This window comes from Candidatus Kuenenia stuttgartiensis, assembly GCF_900232105.1.
Lineage (GTDB): Bacteria > Planctomycetota > Brocadiia > Brocadiales > Brocadiaceae > Kuenenia > Kuenenia stuttgartiensis_A.
Genome location: NZ_LT934425.1, coordinates 4,232,594 through 4,252,706, shown reverse-complemented (window position 1 = coordinate 4,252,706; position 20,113 = coordinate 4,232,594). Strand labels below are relative to the sequence as shown.

Below are 20,113 nucleotides of genomic sequence, written 5' to 3'. Positions count from 1 at the left end.
GCGGCAGTTCATCTTTCGGGTTAATGTACCCGCCGAAATGTGTATTTGCAACTCCAATTTAACCCGTTATACGCCACCGTTTATCACAATGCAGGAATAGCAACTTTGCGTTTGTATTCATGGAATTCGTGATATATAATGAAACACCCATGCAGACTTCTATAAGATTTACGAATTACGATTTGGGATTTGGGATTTGGGATTTAAATCGTACCTCGCAAATCGTAATTCGTACATCATAATCGATGGTTTAAATCACCCCTTTTTTCACTAAGCTTTACCCCGACAGTATATGAACTGTATGCCGCATACAACAAAAATACCCCCGCATTTTTCCATAATGAGAAGCAATAAGACTATCATATGTGTAAAAGAAGATTATAAAGAATTTATTGCAGACATAATTTCCCCTCCATTGGTGTCAGAAGCAGGCAATCAGGATTCTTTTCAAATAAAGCAGGGAAGGGGCCGCTATCCGACCATTCCTATTAAAAAAAACGGCGGTGAAAGACTCATTGTCAGAAACTATAAACATGGCGGTATGTTGGGCAGGCTTTTAGGAAATGTATTCTTTTTCGGCGACCGGCCATTAAATGAAATCTATGTACATGAAGTTGCCCGAAAAAACGGCATAACCTCCGCGGAAGCCATCGCCGTAACAAAAAAAAAGAGATGGGGCATTTTTTATTCGGCCAATTTCATATCGAAGGAGATTGCAGGCGCCGTTGATTTAATAGACTTTCTCAATGAACAACCTGCAGTAGATGTCCACTCAAAAAAATCTGTTATTTTTACCCTGGCAAAATTGATAAGAAAAATGCATGACGCGGGAATATACCATGCGGACTTACATTTAAAAAATATGCTCTTAAAGAAGATTTCCGGGGGAACATTTGAAGCGTACATAATTGATTTGGACAAATCAACGGTTTGGCGTCAATTAACTATCGGTAAAAGAATGAAGAATTTGCTGCGATTAGACCGTTCCCTTGAAAAATATTATTGGCTGCAAGGTAAAAAAACAGAAAAGCCGCTTTCCCATGTATCAAAAACAGACAGGATACGATTTTTCAAAGCATACATGACGACCGACCCGGCGATAGACAGAGATTGGAAGGTATACATTCACCGCTATTATTCGCCGTACACGTTTCACAAATTTTGGTGGCATTTTTCGGGGTTGTCCTAAAACATTTTTTAAAAAAGGTTCTTCCATGTTCATGATAAATATAATAAGTCCGGTTATTTCATATTTTATTGGGAGCATTCCGTTTGGGTTTATTATTGCCAGGGTGGCAAAAGGCATCGACATTCGTGAGGCAGGAAGCGGCAATCCTGGAGCAACCAACGTGTGGCGGGTAATGGGGAAAAAGTATGGGATACTGGTTTTCATTCTTGACATGATGAAGGGTTTTCTTCCGGTTTTAATTTTTGATTACGTGACGTCAGGACAAAGCCGCAGCTTATATGCTATATTGTGCGGCACCGGTGTTATATTGGGGCATACCTTTCCGGTCTTTTTAGGTTTTAAAGGAGGCAAGGCCGCCGCAACCGGGTGCGGTGTATTTCTGTGGTTAGCTCCCTTACCTCTGTTCATTTCAGTAGCCGCATGGTTATTAACCACTTTTATTTCACGCTACGTATCATTAGGGTCAATGGTCAGTACCGTTGTATTGGTAATCAGTATAATACTGTTAAATAACGAACCCTTCGGCAGCGGGTTGTCTTTAACATTATTTTCCATCTTTATCTCATTATTTCTCATTTTCCGGCACAAATCCAATATCAAACGCATCATCAACGGCACAGAAAATAAAATCGGCAGAAAGACAAAAAACTAAGCTGGCATAGCCAGAACCGAACAAGCACGAAATACGAAAGAGGAACCACAGATTTCAGTAGAGTAGAAACAGACGACGAGAACTTAGGCAGAAGTTTGTTTTCTCTGTTTGCTGGCTGGTTTCCCGCCAGTGCCACCATATCTCCGCCATATACTTATCACCTGCCCCTCGTCAAACCGTGCATGCGATTTTCCCGCACACGGCTTTCCGACAGCCTTCTTAAGCTTTCACAGGTTGTCTGAATTGAAAAATATAATCTCTTAGAGGAAAGCGATTGAATGTATAAGTATGCAATTGAAATATTCTATAGTGAAGAGGACGAGGGATATATTGCTGTAGTGCCGGAATTGTCTGAATGTTCGGCTTTTGGTGAAACGGAAGAAGAAGCCCTGGAAGAAGTTAAAACAGCCAGGTACCTCTGGCTGGAAACGGCAAAGAAGGAACGGAGAAAAATACCAAAACCTCAAGGGAGGGAAATGCTTAAAGCTGTTTATAAAGATATTCTTTTGTCCAAAACACCCTCGGCAAACAAATGAATATCACGGTAACACTTTAGTTTTTTGAAAAATTACAATAATTGCAATGTAAGGGCGAAGCATTGGGGAGAATATGGACACTTCCTATATTTCTTGATTGATCTGGTGGGATAATAAGGGAAGTGTCCCTATTCTCCTATATTATCCCATCAATAATTTCTGAAAATCCTGAAGACATTTCTCACGGAATTGTCTTGATAAAATACCTCCAAATGCCTATAAACGCAAAAAAGACGTAGGGGGGATTTTGGAAAGGCGGAAAGTAAAAGGATAAAACATGGCGTGATTTTTCTCTGTTTCCTCAAATTCTCTTTCCTTTCCCTTACGGACCGTTTTGATCCGGTTATTTATAAAACAAGTCGCTGTATGGAAAAAATAAATACTTTTATAGCAAAAATAACCCGCCCCAAGATTGCGGGTATCTTTCCCAGAGAAAGACTGTTCCGCTTGATGGATAAAGGCAGGGACAAGCCTGTAATCTGGATATCGGCGCCTGCCGGTTCCGGAAAGACAACCCTTGCGGCAAGCTATCTGAATAGCCGTAAGCTCTCCTATCTGTGGTACCGCGTGGATGAAGGCGATGCTGATATTGCAACCTTTTTCTACTCTATGGGAATAGCGGTAAAGAAGGCTGTTCCATCGCATAGGAAACCCCTCCCCTTGTTAACGCCTGAGTACCAACAGAGTATTCCCCTGTTTACCAAACGGTATTTTGAAGAGTTGTATAGCAGACTGACGTCACCATGGATAATCGTTTTTGACAATATACAGGATGCGCCTGTTAATTCTTTATTTCATAAAACGCTTACCAGCAGCCTCGATATAATCCCTGATGGTATCAGTATTATAGCCGTCAGCCGGAATGACCCGCCTCCCCACTATGCCAGTATTAGTGCAAACAATAAATCCCATCTTATTGGACGGGAAGAGGTCAGGTTTACCATGAAAGAGTCTAAGGAGATACTTCTGGTAGGGGCAAAAAAGAGAATAGCAAACACATCCTTAACCCGGTTATACACACAAACAGAAGGCTGGGCGGCAGGTCTTGTACTTATAGCGGAGCACATAAGAACAAAGGGTCTTGATGATACGCTACGAAGCGGATCAATATACGAAAAGGCATTTGACTATTTTGCAAATGAAATCTTTATAAAGACAGATAAGAAAACGCAGATATTCTTACTTAAGACAGCCTTTTTGCCAAGAATGACGATACACATGGCAGAAAAACTCACCGGCGTCAGCGAATCGGGACGCATCCTGCACGAACTGACCCGAAAGAATTACTTTACCACGGCACACTATCAGAAGGAGACTATTTATCAATACCACCCGCTTTTCAGGGAATTTCTGCTCTCCAGGGCAAGGGATTCTTTTGACACCGGAAGATTGTCTGCTATGCAGCGAAAGGCTGCCGCACTTCTTGGAAAATCAGGGCAAATAGAAGATGCTGCCCTTTTATTCATTAATGTTGGTGACTGGGATGGTCTTATCAAGCTAACCTGCAGCCATGCATCGTCCCTCATAGCGCAGGGGAGAACAAAGACGCTTGTGGAATGGATTACAAATATTCCTGAAGAAACAAGAGATAATGAACCGTGGATCCTTTACTGGCACGGTGTTTGTAAATTATCGTACAATCTTACAGAAAGCCGTGGTTGTTTTGACAGGGCATTTATGCAGTTCCGCGCCTGGAATGAACAAACGGGCATGTGGCTGTCCTGGTCGTATGCGGTAGATACTATTTTTCACGAATTTGAAGATTTTCCCCGTCTTGACAACTATGCTTCATTATTTGATGACATATTTCAGAAAAGAACACCCTTCCCTTCATTTGAAGTTGAATTGAGGGTTCTTCCCTGCAGGTTTTTCATTATGGCGATGAGGGAACCAAATCACCCTGAGATTGATAAATGGGCTCACCGCGTTTTTTTGTGTCTGCAGGAGTGCAGAGAGGTAAACCTTCGTCTCCAGCTCGGATTTCATCTTGCGGTACATTACTTGTGGATGGGTGATTTTGCAAATGTCGGCATTGTAATAAACTCGATCAGCGAAGGGTTACGATCCGAAACAATCCTTCCGATGGAGCGCCTTTTGTGGGAAAATACAAAGGCCATGTATGCATGGCTTACAGGTTCCGTTGAGTCGTGTCTTCGTACTGTTTCTGAGGCGTTAAAGCTTTCTTGCGAAACGGGCATACATTTCTGGGATCACCACCTCCTCTCATTTGCGGCTTGCGCAGCACTGAGCGACGGAGATATTGAAACAGCCAATGGAATGATTCGTAAAATAGCGTCCGGTCTGACACATGCACGAAAAATCGACATTATCTTCTATCACTTCCTGTGTGCATGGAGAGATCTGACCAGTGGAAATTTGTCATCTGCCGCAGAACACATGAGAATACATACCAGCCTGGTCGCAAAGATAGGAGCGTATCTCCCTGTTGCGGTAAATCATGTTGCAGCGGCACATATCTTTGCGGCAAGGGGAGAATACCGTGAAGCAATATCCTGGCTCAATCGTGCCCAACAAATTGGACGGCAGACAAAGAGCAAGCTTATCAAACATATGTGCCTCCTGACGAAAGCCTGGTTAGCATTGGAGTGTAGCGGAAAAGGAACTTCAGAGGAAGAGGGGCTGGCAGCGTTGCGCAAGGCAATGTCGTTTGGGAGGGAACATCGTTTCATCAACTGCTTCTTATGGCGGCCTGAAGTCGTCTCACGATTGTGCATAAAGGCGCTTGAGGCAGGAATCGAGGCCGAGTACGTCCGTGAACTTGTCCGCACACGCAAACTGGTTCCCGATACGCCGCCTCTGGGGTGTGAAAACTGGCCGTGGCCGTTAAAGATATTCACGCTGGGGAGGTTTACCCTGCTGAAAGAAGACAGCCCCGTTTCCATGTCCGGAAAGGTACCGCGCAAGCCATTGGAACTTATCAAGGCGATTATTTCACTGGGAAGCAAGGAAGTATCTATAGACCGGGTAACAAATATGCTGTGGCCCGATACAGAAGGAGACATGGCGCATCATGCCTTTGAGAGCACATTGTACCGGTTGCGCCGCCTCATTGGCAATGATGCGGCAATCAAGCTACAAGGCGGACATTTATCGCTTGACAGCCGGTATTGCTGGGTTGATGTATGGGTATTTGAAAGGTTACTGGAGGAAATTGCCGGTGCATCCGTATCTGAAAAGCCCGTCCCCCTTGTGCGACCCGATGTTTTAAAGTTGTTTGAAAAGGCCTTTGATCTCTATAAAGGGTGTTTTCTGCCGGCGGATATATCATGTTTATGGACTGTATCAATCCGGAAATCCTTACAGAAAAAGTTTTTCAGGCTGGTTATGTTATCAGGGAATTATCTGGAACGTGCGAAACAATGGCAAATTGCAGTGGAATATTATGAAAGGGCGATTGAGATAGATAATCTTGCAGAGGAGTTTTACCAGCGGCTTATGATGTGTCACCATAGGCTTGACAAGCGTTTGGAAGCAGTTAAGGTTTATCACCATTTAAGGAATGCACTCTCTTCGGTTTATCAGATTACACCTTCACCGGAAACAGAAGCTCTGTACAGATCGATACTATCCGGTACTCACAAGCCGGAATGCAAGAAATTTTAAAATATTGAGAATCGGTGAGCTATCGGTGAGTTTTCTTGTGTTAAATATTTGGAATGTGAAATTTTCATCCTATTGAACAAGGAATTTTAAAATTGCGGCTGTAGGGCGAAGAGACTCTTCGTCCTATATAGGGAGGACCGTTGATACCTGATTTAAATAAACCGGAAGAAAAATAGAGAAAGAGAACGGCGGAGAAAATCCAAATTGTTTTTCCACGTATTTCTTGGGCATAAATATCTTTATATCACAGAAAGGAGCATGTATGTATTTACTATTTGACAGGAAAACAGTGCATTATAACCGGACACTAATTTTAGCCACATTGATTACTCTCGCTTTTTTAATTCTTCCCGCACTCACAAAATTGCCCATTGCCCAGGCACACGATTGCGGCCCTGTTGCAGTGACAATGAACGTCGGGGAAACCACCACCTGGCAGATCACGGCTGATTTGACGGAAGATGTGACCCATTATCGGCCGGTATATACGGGAGATACCAGCATAGCAACACTATCTCCTGATACGGAGTTCTATAGCCACCATGGCGTGTTTACCATTACCGCCACAGGGGCTGGGCAAACGAGCTTTGCAATTGAGTGGTATTATGAACAAACCGATACAGGCGGCATTTGTGAGGTGGTTGTTACCGTGAAAGAGGCTAAACCAACGCCAATCCCAACGGTCTCTCCAAAACCGACACCGACAGTTACGTCACCAACCGGGCTTATGATCAATGACGATCAGTATGTTACACCCTTAAATAATGCGTCTACAAACTATAAAAAACTCATGAGAGCAAATGGCGGCGTTTTTATTGATGCTGCCTGCACTATATGTCCACCACCTGATGAAGCTTTCATGATTACAAGTCCTGGTCTTATCAATGACGCACCCGACCCCATAACGCTCCATAACGGTGAATTCGTCTTACAGGCAACAGACCTCAAGATACCCGGACGCGGATTCGACTGGGCGTTTACCCGCACCTACAAAAGCCGCATTACCTATGACGGGACGTTGGGACATAACTGGGATTTTAACTATAACTCCAGGCTAATTGAAATTACGGAAGATAATCAGGACGCCATTTCAACGGATACCTTTACCCCTGTATTCAGTAGTTCGTTTACAAAAGTCGGGAGTGTTGTCGTTATGGATGGTCACGGCAGGTCAGACCTCTATGGTTTACAATCAGATGGCGCATATAGCACTCCATTAGGAGCCTATACCCGACTAACAAAAAATGAGGACGGTTCATTCATACTAAGAGACCGGCAGGGGAGTAAAAAGTCGTATGATAAAAATGGCTTCCTTAATAATCTGGAAGACAGACACGGAAATTCCATGAAGTTTAAAAGGGATGACAACAGCAGACTCACAGAAGTTACCGACACACTTGGCAGGAAGATTTCGTACAATTATAACAGTGACGGACGACTCACCGGGGTAAAGGATTTTGCCGATAGAACCATTAAATTTGAATATGACGGCAACGGCGATCTCGTCTCTGTAACCTCTCCATCAGTCACCGGTACCACTAATGGAAATGACTTCCCTGATGGCAAGACCACTAAATATACCTATTCATCAGGGTTTGATGATGAAACGTTAAACCACGGCCTTTTGACCATAACAGCCCCGAACGAAGTGGCAGTCGGTGGCTCACCGCGCGTGATTAATGTATATGAGACAGACTCCACATCGTATGCCTACGGTCGCGTTATAAAACAGACCTACGGAGGAACTAATGCCGGCGGAATTGCCGCAGGAGGTGATGTCACGTATGTATATGAGGAACTTACCTCAAACCCTTCGGGTACCAATGAACCGGCCAATCGCGTAACGGTGACAGACCGCAACGGTAACAAGACGATATACGAGCACAATAAACTGGGGAATGCCATATCCATTAAGGAATATACCAAAGGCCTGCGAACGGGTGAACCGGCATATTTTGAGACGGGCTTTGAATATAATGCAGATGGAGAAAGGGTAAAAGCCACGCTGCCAGAGGGAAATGAGGTTGAAAATACGTTCGCCGCAGGGGATGCAAGTTCAACCGATTATACAAAGGACAGGTTTAAACAGGGGAATCTCCTTGAAAATAAGCAGATACCAGACAGCGACCGCGGGGGCGACCAGCAGCAAATCACCCCGACTTTTACCTATGAGCCGATATACAATCGTACCAGAACAGAGACTGACCCGCGGGGAAACGACGCCGGCTATGCGCCACCCAACGGCGGCACGCATTCAAAAGCACGTTATACTACTACCTATTATTTTGACTATCAGGAAGGCAACAATCTGAATGCGATAGCAGAGGTCTTGGGTGTTTCAAGTGCTGACGTTCAGTCGATGCTTGATGAGGCAGGGGTAAAAATTGGTCTGGGCGATCTGAACGGCGACGGCGTTACCAACGGCGTTGCAGGCAATGTGGTCAAGATTGTTTATCCGACGGCAAATCTGTTGAGTGATTCCAATCAGGCGAAACTTGAAGGCGATACATCACAGGAAATTGTGGAGTTGTTTACCTACAATAAATATGGCCAGATTACATCAAAGACCGACACCGAGGGGAATGTTACTGAATACGACTATCAACCTGAGAACGACCCCGACGGCGATGGAAAGGATAAGATTAATGGCAAGGGGAAAGATCACTTTGGTTATCTGAAAGAGGCAGTAGCAGATACCACTTCCTCGTCAAAGCGGAATTCCGGTAAAAATTCAAAACCGGCAAAGATTAAGACTCAATATTTTTATGATGATGTGGGAAATGTAATAAAAGAAGTCAATGGCCGCGGCATTGCTACGGAATATGTGGTTAACGAACTCAATCAAAGAGTCAAAATCACCCGTGCTGCCTCTGTCTCTAAAAATAAAGGAAAAAAGAAAAAAACAAACTTAAAGGCATTCAAATATGTCACCTATATGGAGTACGATTATAATGACAATATCGTAAAGAAAGAGGTTGAAAATAGTGACAGCAATAACGGCGATCTTGCAGGGGATTTTGTTGAGTACACCTATTCCTACGACATTCTTGATCATTTAATTAAAGAGACAAAGGAAGTTAGCGAGAATGAAACATTGGTTACTGAGTATCATTACGATGCGAATGAAAACAGGATAAAGGTCATACAGCCGGAGGGAAATTATCAGGAGACGGAATATGACGAACGGGACAAGGTATTTCGCTCCACTAATGTGTGCGGATGCAGCGGAGGTTCTCCAAATACAACATACAATTATGATAAGAACGGAAACCTTGTTGAACAAATAGACGGAGAGGATAATAACGGTGACGGAGCGAACGACAGCATCCTGTATGGATATGACGGATTTAACAGGCTCGTTAAGACTACAGACCCTTTAGGGAATGTTGCAGAACAGGTGTATGATCCTAGTGGTAATGTTATAAAGGTATTACGCTATGGCGCTATCGGTGGTGAAAGCCCGAAAGACAATTCAGGTTCTGGGAACGTGTTGTTAAGCCAGGCAGAGTACTTCTTTGACGAGATGAACAGGCAGTACCAGCAGGATGAAATACTGTTTGTGGCTGACGGTGTGAGTACCGTCCGTACCACTGTCCTCAAAGATGGACCTTTGGGTACATCTGATGACGGCAGGGTAACAACACGAAACGAATTCGACCGCAAAGGACGCACGACTTTTACCATTGCGGACGATGGAGACGTGTTTGAATCACAATACGACGGGGTAAACAGATTGATAGCAAGGATTGACCCGGAAGGGAATCGTGCAGACTACACCTACGACGAAAACAACAATATGACAATGGTCAAAGAAACTGAGGTCACTCAGGAAGGGAACAGCCCTTCATTGACAGAGAAATTTACCACCATAAACGAATACGACGCACTGGACCGTTTAGTCAGGGTAACTGATAATATAGGGCAGACCGCCAGATTTACCTACGACAGCCGTAATAATCTCATTTATACCAGTGACCCAAATGGAAAAAAGACAAAGGACAAACAGGGGCTTTATGACGGCAAGATTAATAAGGATGGCAACACCGTGCATTACTACTATGATGGAATCAACCGGAAGATTAAAGAGGAAAGAGACCTCCGGAAGGGTGGACAGGGCAATGGGGCTATCGACACCTCCAATCCGTATAACCCCGATGGAAAGATTACCATTGCCTATACGTATGACAAAAATTCCCACCTCACTGCAATAACTGACGATAACGGAAATACCACACAATACGACTATGATGATTCAAACCGTCTTACACAACAGACCAATGCCGACGGGACGACAAAGACGTTCGAATATGATAAGGACAGCAATCTGGTAAAAGCGACCGACGAGAACGGCTCTGTGACAGAGTTCACTTACGATGCACTCAACCGTCTGACGCAGAAGGATGTAACCAGGGCATCAGGGGTTATTGGGACAACACAGCAGGCATTTGAGTATGACGGACTCTCAAGGCTCACCAAATCTCTTGACAATAACAACCCTAACGATACCGCGGACGATGCTACGGTTGCTTATGCTTATGATTCCCTTGGCAGGCTTCTTGAAGAGGTGCAGAACGGCAAAGCCGTCTCAAGCCAGTGGGATGGCTCTAATAACAGGCTGGCGTTAATCTATCCCAATGGAAGGAAGATAGAAACTTCCTACGATAAGCTTGACAGGATTGACACGATAAAAGATTCTGGTTCTGCTACAAACATTGTTGACTATGATTACATAGGACCCGGAAGGATTTTGGAACGGACATACAGTAACGGTGTTCGTATGACCTTTCTTAATGATAAGAGGACAAAAAACGAGGGTTACGACAAGGCACGACGTACGGTAAAGCTGAGACACCTTACAAAAGACAATGACCTTGTTGCCGGGTTTGAACATGGATACGACCGGGCGGGTAACAAATTGTACGAAACCAGATTGCACGAGTTCAGCGGGAAAAAGAACGTAGGCGATGTATATACGTATGATTCGGTGTACAGGCTGATAACCTTTAATCGAGACGTCATTGACCCCAAAAAGGCATCCAGTAATGCAGGGCGAAGCGTCGCTTCGCCTTACGAAGAGCGAAATAACACTTCGCTCTACAAAGATAAGAATGGTAAAGGGAAGGCCGGTGAGAACCAAACGGACTGGGGGTTTGACGGCTTAGGGAATTGGCTAACGCTTACGATTGGCACTGAAACCTTTAAAAATACCGCAAATGAAATGAATGAGTACGTTGACTTTAAAGGCGCTTCTCAGGCGCATGACAACAATGGTAATTTGACTGACGATGGAACAAACACTTATGTATATGACTTTGCAAACCGGCTGTACACTGTGAGCAGAAAAACAGATAGCGCCGTAATCTCCGCCTATACGTATGATGCATCGGGACGCCGCATTCGCAAAGTGGTGTCGAACTCCGGTGATTTAGATGGAACCACAAACTTTTACCTGGATGGATGGCGGGAGATCGAGGAACGGGATGATGCCGATAGCGTATTACAACAATATGTCTTTGGGATGTACATAGACGAACCTCTTGTGCTGAATCGAAATGTGGACAGTGACGACAGCGCTACCAGCGCCGGTGACGAGCAGTTATTTTATCATCAGAATACATTGTACTCCATATTTGCATTAACTGATAATAACGGCGAAGTTGTAGAAGGCTATCAATATGATGCCTATGGTCTTCAAACGGTATTTGAATCCGGGGCAAATGGCACAGTGGATTTTGACGGTGACGATGTGGTTACATCAGGCGGCATTGGCAGTATTGACAATCCGTATCTGTTTACGGGTCGCCGACTAGATCCGGAAACTGGAGTTTATTACTACCGTATGCGGTACATGAACGCGGATCAAGGAAGGTTTGTAAGCAGGGATCCGATTGGATACGATACGGGACTGCTACTGTATGAGTATGTGGGCGGACAACCTACAGTAAGGGTGGACCCGTTTGGATTAAGATCGCAAGACCCTTGCCCCTCCGGCTCCGGCTGGACACGGAGAAGTATGCCGTCGGATGACCCAAATGATAACAAATTTTTGAGGGCAGGTGATTACGAAATTGCAGGGCCATCATGGGGTGGCAAAAGGTATTGGAAACCAAGCTTTTCCCTTAATTATGAATGGGTCGAACCTCCTAATTTCCAGAGACCTCAAAGTGGTTGTGGAGAAGGGGTAGAAGGAAGCTGGTCATTATACTTTGAGGAAAGCAGTCAGCATTCGTTCCAGATTACGGGTGGAGTGGAAAAAGCACCATATCAGGTTCAGGGTTCTTATTCATATTCATTCGGTTCTACAATCGGAAACGCGACATCATGGAATGGAAAGAAGGAAGGAGAGGCGTGTAAGGAATTCCTGCTTATTGGTTTGATTGAAAAGGTGAGTGAAATGAAGAGTTACTATCACCCGTACTATCGTGGTTCTGCCCCACCACCTGAAGCGTCAAATGGCATATACACCAGATCTGTGGGTTACGCAGTTTGTGAACGTCCTTGCGGCACGCCACAAACCCGTAACAAATAAGAGGGAAAATATGGAGGTGTCAAATTTTTATTATTGACAAATTGCCATGAATAACCATTTTTAGGAACTGCCATTTTTACACTTTGTTCAGGGTAACGTCTGTAGAGGGTTGAGGGTCACGTCTTAAATATTAGCGTGCCCAGAGAAGAGTATTGCTTTCTAACGGGTGAAAGACCCGTCATGGTAAAAGCCGGAGCCATGTAGCTTGGATGGCAGGAGAGGACTGAGGGGCACGTCTTAAATATTAAGTAATTGTGTTTTTTTATTTACCTGTTTCGGTGAGCATCCGTACCGAAATAACTCATATGCGCTAAACAAAAAGAAAGGGTGGTAAAATCTTCAAAAGTGAGAATTTCCTTTCAATTTTTCCAGGCGGGTTCAGGCTTGTAACCTGAATCGAAACATTTTGGAAATATCTTGATATTGCAAAATAGAAATTGTATTCTATTTTGTATGATTATCGCAAGAAAGATAAAAACGCTGGTACAACAGCGCCTGAAATCGTATCCGGCGGTAGCTTTAATCGGACCACGCCAGTCCGGCAAAACCACGCTGGCGCGCTCTTTGTCAACTGACTATTTCGATCTGGAACAAGAACCAGAACAACTGCGTCTGGACGTCCAATGGCCTTCGTTGATCAAGACCAAACGCCTTATAGTCCTTGACGAGGCCCAGTCATGGCCGGAATTATTTCCGCGCTTACGTGGGGCAATAGATATGGAACGACAAAGGCTTGGTCGCTTCCTGCTGCTGGGTTCTGTTTCACCGGCGCTCATGAAACATGTTTCTGAGTCCCTGGCAGGACGTCTCTCCCTGGTTGAATTAACCCCTTTGACTCTCACCGAACTTCCTGATATCCCAATGACGGAATTATGGTTACGGGGTGGTTTTCCTGATGGCGGTGTTTTGACGTCCGACCGCTATCCACAATGGCAAAAGGACTATCTCGACCTCATGACGCAACGTGACTTACCAAGCTGGGGGTTAAGCGCCAAACCACAAGTGATGCAACGTTTGTTGAGAATGTTGGCAGCCGTTCATGGCCAATTGTGGAATGCCTCGCAAATTGGTCAAAGCCTCGGCCTTTCGTACCATACGGTCAATACCTATGTCCATTTTCTGGAAGGGACTTTTCTCATTCGGAAGCTTCAACCCTGGTTTGCAAATGTGAAGAAACGGCTTGTTCGTAGTCCGAAGTGTTATTGGCGTGATACCGGCATTCTTCACAGTTTGCTTGGTGTTCAGGACTATGAAACGCTTCTTAATCAACCATGGGTGGGCGCAAGTTGGGAAGGGTTTGTTATCGGGCAAATCCTGGACACCTTGAATATGACCGGATGGCCGGTGGATCCATGGTTCTTCCGTACGGCTGATGGCGCTGAGATTGATCTCATGTTCCGTTACAAGAACAAATTATGGGCTATTGAAGTGAAGTTGACGTCGAACCCTTCTTTGCAGGATTTTGACAGCCTCAACCGCGCTGCCGATCTGGTTGGAGCGGATAAACGTGTACTTGTCTCCCAGACAACACAGTCAGCAGTTGGAAAAATGCAGATTTCATGCTCGTTACAGGAGTTGTTGGAAATGTTCGTTAAACCGGAATAGTTCAGCTTACGGGGAATGGGGGTCTTTGATTTTGATGTAGCGAGTTCCTCCGGTTGGGCAGGAATAATTTTAATCATTTCTCCACATTTTCAGGGCTGGATCGGGCATGAATCGGGTTTAACGTATTTGATTTCTCCGTTTCTGATTGTTGTGTGAAAAAGTTTTAGTGAAGTTAACCTGAAGGTATACAAAAAGCGTTGCGTAAGGATACCGAATAGGGTCATGTGTTGGTATCAAACCTTGATCTGTGATTAAGTGTGGTTAGTGGTTAAGGGGGGAGCATTCCCGATTTTTTGTAAAAATGCCATTAGCGGGGGGAGGTGAAGGAATAGTAACACAAGCTTCCAGTTTGAGGGTAAAATGCCACAAGCAGGGTGCTTGTGTTACAATGTACAATTAGTTAACCAAAAATCGGGAATGCGCCTGTTGTTCAAACTATGTCCCCCGCTGGCGGGGGTGCAGGGGGTGGACTGGATTTCTCCATCGATTCAACTACCCCTTTATTATGAAAATAAATTTGACCCTCTTTCCCACGCTCCGCAGACTGGTCAAATGGACAATTTTATCCTGTTTCGTGACATGCATTCCCGCAGAACGTAGGAATGAGAAGAAAAATTTATGGCTATTCATGTTATAAACCTCCCAGATTTCCTCCGCATACAATTCCACCCCCTTAATCCCCCGCCAGCGGGGGGACAGGCTTGCCACATCCCTTGCAGCGTTGTTTTGCCCCAATCACACAAACGGTTACAAAAAATCGGGAATGCTCATGTTAAGGGGCAAATAGGGACAGGCACTATTTTGTTTAGTGATTATAGGTAGTGGAAAGGAGTTGAATTATATGGAGGAATCAAATCTTTATTATTGACAAATTATCATGAATAACCATTTTTAGGAATAGTCATTTTTGCACTTCGTTTAGGGCAACGTCTTAGTGTATATTCTGGTCGAAAACGACAGAAGAAAGGCTGCTGAATAAATTTCTGGGCATTTAATAAGGTCTTCGGCCAACTTTTTTGCGCAACCGAGACGGTCGCGCTACCAATTTGAAATTCTTTACCGGTAAATCAGGCATTTGGCAACATTTTTTTGTAGAGCGAAGTGGCACTTCGCTCTACAAAATTCTGCAATCATTAAAGTCATACATGGCAAGGGAAGCAAACAAACTCCTCAACCGCAGTGGCGCCTTCTGGCAGCACGAAAGCTATGACCATGTTGTGCGTGATGGAAAGGAACCGGAACGGATTGTAAGTTATGTTTTATACAATCCTGTAAAGACTGGCTTGGTCTCAAGCTGTGATCAGTACGTACATGTGGTATAAGGCGCATGTGGTGCAGAATGGAAAGCATGTAGAGCGAAGCGCCGCTTCGCTCTGCAATACAATGTGATTGAAAAGGAAATGGAGTTATGCCTAAACCCAAAAATACAATTTTGCAATTAAAAATGCTGTGGTATGTTGTTTTCCTGTTGGCTATGTCTCTAAATGTGCATGCCGGCAATGAAGAAATTGTTTCCCTCTTTACCTCTGCCGTGTCCGGGAATTTAACATCTGATGATGCAGTATTTGGCGTTGCAATGTCTGACAGTCAGCAGGAAGTTATTATCAACCTTATTCCTTTGAAATCAGAAATTGAAGCATATGAAAAGGTGCGCATGGATTTTCTGGAACATAGCATTGTTGTCAGACGCACTGCATTTCTTCGGGGGTTGAAGGAAAGCGTGACATGGATTGGAAAGCCTGAAGGTCGGGAAGGATCGATCATTATGTCGGTTTGCGGCGATGCCCTTTTTGGGCAGATTGAGCTGAAAGACGAGGTTTACAAGATAGTACCTGTCAGAGGCGCAAACACGCACCGGGTCTTTAAGCTCGATCCGGAAAAAGCCGCTCCCATAGACGACGGTGGCTCGATTCCGCATTATGATAAATTGAATGACAAAGAGATCAAGGATAGTTCTTCTTCCGAAAAAAGAGATGACGGATCGGTTTTTGACGTGCTTGTTTTATATACGAATGGTTTTGCGGAGGCATATCCGGGTGATGAGCTTATTGCCCAGATTAGTTATCTGGCCGGTGTAGCAAACGCTTCCTATGTAAACAGCGAAATTGGCCTTACTGCACGGGTTGTCGGAATAGAGGAGGTTGATTATGAAGACAGCGGAACAACGGCGGACGCCCTCAGTGATTTAACGTACGGGAGTGGCGTTTTTTCAGACGTGGCGGACCTGCGCAATCGTTTGGGCGCTGATCTTGTTGTTTTGTTGAGGGTTTACACGTCCGGTAACGATGTTTGTGGCAGAGCATGGCAAATGACGTCACTGAGTAGCTCGTTTGAAAATTGGGCATTTTCAGTGGTACAGGTAGGCGAAATTAGTTCTGGCAGTGGTTCTTGGTATTCGTATTCGTATTGTTCAGACCAAACCCTGGCCCATGAAATGGGACACAATATGGGGTGCGGACATGATGACGCATACTCGGCTACGGGTGTATTTGAATATTCATACGGCTATTGCTTTTATCCTTATAGGTCTGTCATGGCTACGTGCAATGGCACGAGGGTCAACTATTTTTCGAATCCGGATGTATCCTATGAAGGATTTGCTACCGGCACTGATAATGCCAATAATGCCCGTTCGATAAACAAAGTCAAACTAACGGTTTCTCAATTTCGGGATTCGAAATGCCTGGGGTCGATAACAATATCTCCTAAAGAATTGACACTTGCCAGGCAGGAAGGTAGTGAAGTGACGGTAACGATAACAGGCGAATACGATTCTCCGTCCGAAGGCGAGACAATAAATGTAACAGTAAATAAGGCGGGCAGGAAGCAGGTATCGGTTTCACCGTCCAGTGGTATCACAGACTTCAATGGTCAGGCGGCATTTACCATAACCGCAATGAAAAAGAAAGGAACTGCAAAGGTCAAATTTAAGGTAGGTTGTTTGAAGAAATCAATGACCGTGAAGGTTAACTAAAGCTATTCCACGGATGTCGCAGAATTTGTCGTAAGGAGACATCAATAAAAAAGTGTTGCGCAGTTCGCAGATATAAAACGGGGGAGCATTCCTGATTTTTTGTAACAGTTTAGATTTTTGAAAAACAAAAATGCTCGTTCCCAAGCTCCCAGACTGAGTCAAATAAAAAACATTTATGACCCAGTCTGCGGAGCTTGGGAACGAGCGTTTTTTTTCATAGGACTAAAGTATTACAATTCTTTGTAAAAAAACAAAATGTGTGAAGATATACAAAAAATCGGGAATGCACCCTATAAAACAATAAAACTCAAATAAAACGAAAGTGTTACGAATTATGAAGATTTACCCTGTCTCTTAATCTTTTCCTTCTACCACCAATGTACGAATACTAAAAATCTCGTTTTCTGCTAAAGGCTCAATTGCCGACACAGGTACCGTTATCACAGCTATGGTGTCTCCAGGTGCATTAAATACTTCTAAAGAATATCCATCTTCACCCTTAGAAACAGGGTGATACTCAACAATAGTAGCAACGTCGCCTTTCTGCAATTTTTTTCAGGGATATCTTTTAATAAAACAATTTCTTCAAATAATTTATATGTACTGTCAAATTTTTTCCATTCGGCCCGGTTAATGTGCCTTTGGTTTTATACATTTGACCGTATTGTGTATTTTCAATGGATATGGCATCAAGCGATAAAATCTGATTATGCAAGCCATTTTTCAGCAAATACCAGTTTTAAAGAGTGTATCCTGCCCTGGATAACCATTGTGATTTATCATTTCGTTTTCCCGGAACTAATAAATATTGTATCATCTTATCACGAGAAATCAGAGTATTTCCAGCCAGTGTCATTTTAGTAGTCTGTTTATAAAGCAGTATTCATATTGGCCTAAAATGTTTGGTTTCTGCAGTGCAGTTTTTTCCGTTTGTCCCGTTTATACTACTTCGGAGTTCGTGTTTTTAAATAAATTACATTTTGAGAGGACATTAAGCATACTATTTGCCAAAGATTATAAAAAATTTCAAAATAAAACCTATCCGTTCGCCAACTAGCGCTATTCCACACTTTTTAGCGCTTGCAAATATTTTTTTGCATCGACAAAACCCGTTATTGTTTTGTCCTTCAGGACTACGCCGTCCTTATTAACGAACACTATCGTTGGCAAACCGACAACCTTGTATTTTTTCCAAAGTTTTTTTATTTCCGGATCTTCTGCGTTTGTAGCATCTATCTTAATATTGACAAATTTCTTCGACTCCTCTATTACCTGCGGATCAACATACGTGATTTTTTCTAATTCCATGCAGGCAGAACACCACGACGCCCAGAAATCAATTATTGCCGTCTTCCCTTCCTTTTTTGCTATTTCCAAACCCTCTTTTTCATTTGTAATCCAATGTATTTCCGCGTTGTTCACACTGCCAATTCTGGTATTTGTATCAGTGAATAGCGGCGGTAAAATGAATCCTTTGTTTACCATATATCCAAGTAAAAAATATACTCCGAAGATAAATGCTAACAGACCAAATGATTTCCTGGTACGCTGAAAACGAGAGCTGTCAAATGTTAATTTATCAAAACCCCCCGAAAAAACCGAGACAACAATCAGGAAAATGCCGAGTAAAGTAATAAAAGCGCCTTCGGGAATAATGAGCCGCAGGTAATAAAAAGCAGCTCCTATCAAAAGAAAACCGAATATCCGCTCAACGGTTTCCATCCACGCGCCGGACCTGGGAAGCGCCTTTACTGCGCCTGAAAAAGTCCCCAGCACGATAAGGAGAACGCCCAATCCCCACGCAAAGACAAACAGCATCCAGAAACCTAAAAAGATATTTCCCGTACTCGCAATATATACCAGTAAACTTGCAAGAATAGGGCCTATACACGGCGAAGCGATAATCCCTGAAATCAAACCCATGACAAAAACACCGGCAACGCCCCTTCCTGTTTTACCGCCAAGCCTGTCTGAAATAAAAGACGGGACACGCAAGTAGTAAAATCCAAACATACTCATTGCGAGCGCTACAAATACCGCCACAACAAAACCAATAACCCACGGGCTTTGTAATGCGGCGCCGAACAGTGCGCCGGTTGATGCTGCCGTTACTCCCAACGCAGCATATACAATGGAAATGCCCAGCACATAAATCAATGACAGTAGGAATGCCCTCAGGGAATTTCTTCTTCCCTGCTGCTCGCCGGAAGCCTGTCCGCCAATTACCGCCACGGTAATGGGAATCATTGGATATACACATGGGGTAAAGCTTAAGCCTATTCCTGCCAGGAAAATAAAAATAAATGATAAAATAAGCCCCTTATCCTCGATGGTTTTCTGTATATCGCTCACATCCGACGTTACTTCCTCTTTTTGCAATACACGCGAAACATCTTCGGTTTTCCCCGTGAATGTCATGTTCTGAGAGGAATTGATTTTTAACGGCAAGAGTAATTCCTCTGTCTTTGGGGCGAAACAAATTGTCTCCGAACACCCCTGATAGTTTACCTTCAGGCGAATCGTATAAGGGCCTTCAGGCACATTATCCGTCAATTGTACATACGCAGCTATCGCGACCTGTCCTTCGTAAAAACTTACCTCTTTCTCCAGAAAGGGATCTATTTTTGTTTTTCCTTCAGGAAGTTTTGTAAAGAAAACCTCATAGAGATACGGTTCGCTGCTTACCATTTTTACCTGATCCTTGTAAATGTAATGGCCAGTATCAATGGCAATGATTAGAGTTATGGGGATTTGATCTCCAACGAAAACCTCACCCGGTACGTCCTCCACATATACTCTGAAGGGAAGAGCGTCTGCAAACGAAACCTTTTGAATAACGATACATAATAACAAACTATAAAGAATTCTTTTGAATATGCTGGTTTTCATAAATTCCTTCCTTTATCGAAAATGAAAAGACGACTGACTTTATCATTTCCCGGTAACAATTTAGTTTTTTGAAAAATTCCAATAATGGAGCTGTTTTGCCGCATAGTGTAGGGGC

11 protein-coding genes are annotated in these 20,113 nt (G+C 43.8%); 9 read left to right on the top strand and 2 right to left on the bottom strand.

Annotated elements, in window-relative coordinates:
* The first annotated feature begins 340 nt into the window (after window positions 1–340).
* The 9 genes from KSMBR1_RS19770 (at window position 341) to KSMBR1_RS19730 (ending at window position 17,109) form a co-directional block, all read left to right on the top strand.
* Window positions 341–1,189 carry a lipopolysaccharide kinase InaA family protein gene (locus KSMBR1_RS19770; RefSeq protein ID WP_157820754.1) on the top strand — a complete coding sequence of 283 codons (849 nt, stop codon included), beginning with the start codon at window positions 341–343 and terminating at the stop codon, window positions 1,187–1,189.
* A gap of 31 nt (window positions 1,190–1,220) precedes the next feature.
* The gene (gene plsY / locus KSMBR1_RS19765; protein WP_197705272.1) at window positions 1,221–1,841 is read left to right on the top strand and encodes a glycerol-3-phosphate 1-O-acyltransferase PlsY; all 621 of its coding nucleotides are present in this window, start codon (window positions 1,221–1,223) and stop codon (window positions 1,839–1,841) included.
* Between the two features lie 278 nt (window positions 1,842–2,119).
* Window positions 2,120–2,377, top strand: a complete 258-nt coding sequence (locus tag KSMBR1_RS19760; protein WP_099326809.1) for a type II toxin-antitoxin system HicB family antitoxin — start codon at window positions 2,120–2,122, stop codon at window positions 2,375–2,377.
* Between the two features lie 366 nt (window positions 2,378–2,743).
* The gene (locus KSMBR1_RS19755; protein ID WP_157820752.1) at window positions 2,744–6,001 is read left to right on the top strand and encodes an AfsR/SARP family transcriptional regulator; all 3,258 of its coding nucleotides are present in this window, start codon (window positions 2,744–2,746) and stop codon (window positions 5,999–6,001) included.
* A gap of 262 nt (window positions 6,002–6,263) precedes the next feature.
* Window positions 6,264–12,530: an RHS repeat-associated core domain-containing protein gene (locus tag KSMBR1_RS19750; protein WP_099326807.1), complete on the top strand. Its 6,267-nt coding sequence runs from the start codon at window positions 6,264–6,266 to the stop codon at window positions 12,528–12,530.
* Between the two features lie 423 nt (window positions 12,531–12,953).
* On the top strand, window positions 12,954–14,135 hold the full coding sequence (locus tag KSMBR1_RS19745) for an ATP-binding protein (protein ID WP_172953504.1): 1,182 nt from the start codon (window positions 12,954–12,956) through the stop codon (window positions 14,133–14,135).
* 378 nt (window positions 14,136–14,513) lie between these two features.
* Window positions 14,514–14,735: a hypothetical protein gene (locus KSMBR1_RS21380; protein ID WP_172953503.1), complete on the top strand. Its 222-nt coding sequence runs from the start codon at window positions 14,514–14,516 to the stop codon at window positions 14,733–14,735.
* A gap of 416 nt (window positions 14,736–15,151) precedes the next feature.
* Window positions 15,152–15,457 (top strand): hypothetical protein, encoded by a 306-nt coding sequence (locus KSMBR1_RS19735; RefSeq protein ID WP_157820748.1) that lies wholly within the window; start codon window positions 15,152–15,154, stop codon window positions 15,455–15,457.
* Window positions 15,458–15,543: 86 nt separating this feature from the next.
* The gene (locus tag KSMBR1_RS19730; RefSeq protein ID WP_099326803.1) at window positions 15,544–17,109 is read left to right on the top strand and encodes a M12 family metallo-peptidase; all 1,566 of its coding nucleotides are present in this window, start codon (window positions 15,544–15,546) and stop codon (window positions 17,107–17,109) included.
* A gap of 354 nt (window positions 17,110–17,463) precedes the next feature.
* Here the strand turns inward: KSMBR1_RS19730 and KSMBR1_RS19725 are convergent, their stop codons facing one another.
* Together KSMBR1_RS19725 and KSMBR1_RS19720 are read right to left on the bottom strand one after the other, a co-directional pair.
* On the bottom strand, window positions 17,464–17,658 hold the full coding sequence (locus KSMBR1_RS19725; RefSeq protein WP_197705271.1) for a DUF4926 domain-containing protein: 195 nt from the start codon (window positions 17,656–17,658) through the stop codon (window positions 17,464–17,466).
* 510 nt (window positions 17,659–18,168) lie between these two features.
* Window positions 18,169–19,998 carry a protein-disulfide reductase DsbD family protein gene (locus tag KSMBR1_RS19720; protein ID WP_099326802.1) on the bottom strand — a complete coding sequence of 610 codons (1,830 nt, stop codon included), beginning with the start codon at window positions 19,996–19,998 and terminating at the stop codon, window positions 18,169–18,171.
* Window positions 19,999–20,113 lie beyond the last annotated feature (115 nt).